The 2,230-nt window shown below is 56.6% G+C and carries 2 protein-coding genes; both read left to right on the plus strand.

Features of this window, described 5'->3' with window-relative positions:
* Positions 1 to 746 (plus strand): hypothetical protein (locus ABX749_RS30360; protein WP_372899333.1); only part of this gene is annotated, 746 nt, incomplete at its 5' end.
* A gap of 9 nt (positions 747 to 755) precedes the next feature.
* Positions 756 to 2,048, plus strand: coding sequence for a DUF1501 domain-containing protein (locus ABX749_RS30365; protein ID WP_372899334.1), 1,293 nt, complete (start codon positions 756 to 758; stop codon positions 2,046 to 2,048).
* The last annotated feature ends 182 nt before the right edge of the window (positions 2,049 to 2,230 follow it).

Here is a 2,230-nt window from a genome sequence, read left to right on the forward strand (position 1 = left end):
ATCGAGTCCAACGAAAGGAAATCGAACGGATCGCAGATCGCTTCATCGAGGCAGATTTCAATCTGAAAGTCGCGTTCAAGGAATGGATCCATTCCGATTTCTATCGAGCCGACGGTCTGGCAACCGAGGGTGACGCCCCGCGACGTCGGGCCGAACTGGACGACGTTGGACTGGTCCGTTTGCTGACTCCCGAACAGTTGGAGCGAAAGTTGAGGGCGATCTTCGGCAAAAAATGGGGACGTTTAACCGATCGTGAAGCGCAGTTGAACATTCTGTACGGCGGAATTGATTCTCAAGAGGTGACCGAGCGGATCACCGATCCCAGCGGCGCGATGGGAGCGATCCAACGCATTCTGGCCAACGACTTGGCCTGTCGACACGTCGCCGCCGACTTCTCGCTGCCTGCCGAAGAGCGACGTTTGTTTCCCGGCATCGAAATCGATGTGGTCCCGGGAGGAAGCGACGACGGGGACCGGCGGATTCACCAAGCGATCGTCCATCTTCACGCGTTGATCCTGGGCCGGAACGACGCCCCGGACGATCTCGAGGTGCAACGCACGTTCGATCTGTTCGCGGGAATCGTCAGCGATGCAAAGTCGCGTCCGGAAATCGATCCGACCGAAAGTTATTTTTGCCAGTCTCAGCGAGAGGTTACGCCCCGCGATCCGGATCCACACTACACCATTCGTGCTTGGCGAGCCGTAGTCACCTACCTGCTTCGACAACACGAGTTTCTCTATGAATAAGGTGTCTTGATGCGCCGTCGTAACTTTCTACAACTTTGTGCCGCCGCCGGACTGGGTTTCTCAACGCCGGTTGCCGCTTCGGCGACCGCAAGTGCCGATGAAGCCGATCGCGAGCTTCCCTCATACGACGGTCCCTACTACATCGTGTTCAATGCGTCGGGCGGTTGGGACACGACGTACCTGATGGACCCCAAAGGCATCAACGAAATCAATCGTCTGTACAAACACGGCGACATCCTGACCGAGGGAAACCATCGCTTCGCGCCCAACGCGAAGCAGATTGAAGCGGGCATCAGCAACGAGACGTTTTTCGCGAAATACGGCAAGGAACTGCTGGTGATCAACGGCCTGGACTATTCGGTCAACAACCATTCACCCTGCTCGCGCTACATGGCGACGGGCAAACTGGACAGTCTAGCCTACCCGACATTTGCAGCCCTCGTTGCGGCGTGCAACGGCCCCGATGTTCCACTGGCGTTCCTGACGTTCGGAAACTATTCGGCGACGGGAAACTTGGTGCCCCTGTCGCGCGTGCCGTACCTGAATTCGCTCAATCGACTGGCCAACGCCGACGGTGTCGACGGAAGTACCCGGCATTCCTATCACGACGACTTCGTCAGCGACCGCATCGAGCGAGCGCTGGAAGCACAAATGCAGGCCAGGATTGAATCCAATCGTCTGCCGCGTGTGGAACGATCCCAAAGCATGCTGTATGCAGCGCAGTTGAACTCAAAAGCACTCCAACGTGTAACGCCATTCATTCCAAAATCGTCACCGAAAGAAAGGCTGTCGCGACAGGTGGATATCGCTTTGGCATCTTTCCGAGCCGGCATTTGCGTGTCGGCCAATCTGTCCATCGGCCAGTTCGACAGTCATGCCAACAACGATACCGACCAAATGAAACTGATCCCCGAATTGCTCGCGGGCGTCGACTACCTGATCACCAAGGCGGAACAATGGAAGATCCGCGAAAAACTGGTAGTGGTCATGCAGAGCGAAATGGGACGGACGCCAACGTACAACAAGGGCAACGGAAAAGACCACTGGTCGATCGGTTCGATGATGTTCATGGGGGCAGGGATTCAGGGAAACCGCGTGATTGGTGCGACGGACGAAGAACAATTCCTGGTCCCCATCAACCCTGAGACGCTTGCCACGGACAAACAGGCGGGAATCCGAGTCCGCCCGGAACACATTCATTCCGCCCTCCGCGATTTCGCCGGAATCTCGACGCACCGTTCCTGCGACAACTTTCCGCTGAAAGTGTCCGAGGACGAGCGTTTGAAGAATCTGTTCGGATAGATCCGGTGTAAGTTTGGCATCGATACCCCCGTGGCTCGCCTGCACTTGTTCACACGCCCGACTTCTGTATCGAATGGATCATCATGAGACGTCACCGAATCAAGCTCATCGTCGCTTTCACAGCAGTCGCAGTCACTTCATTCTCCCTCCGTGCCGTTTCGGCTGCCGGGCCGTTGAAGGTG

It is taken from the genome of Stieleria sp. (assembly GCF_041595215.1).
Taxonomy (GTDB): domain Bacteria; phylum Planctomycetota; class Planctomycetia; order Pirellulales; family Pirellulaceae; genus Stieleria; species Stieleria magnilauensis.

Coding starts and splice junctions, on each gene's coding strand:
- ABX749_RS30365 (WP_372899334.1), top strand. CDS start 756: ATGCGCCGTCGTAACTTTCTACAACTTTGTGCCGCCGCCGGACTGGGT.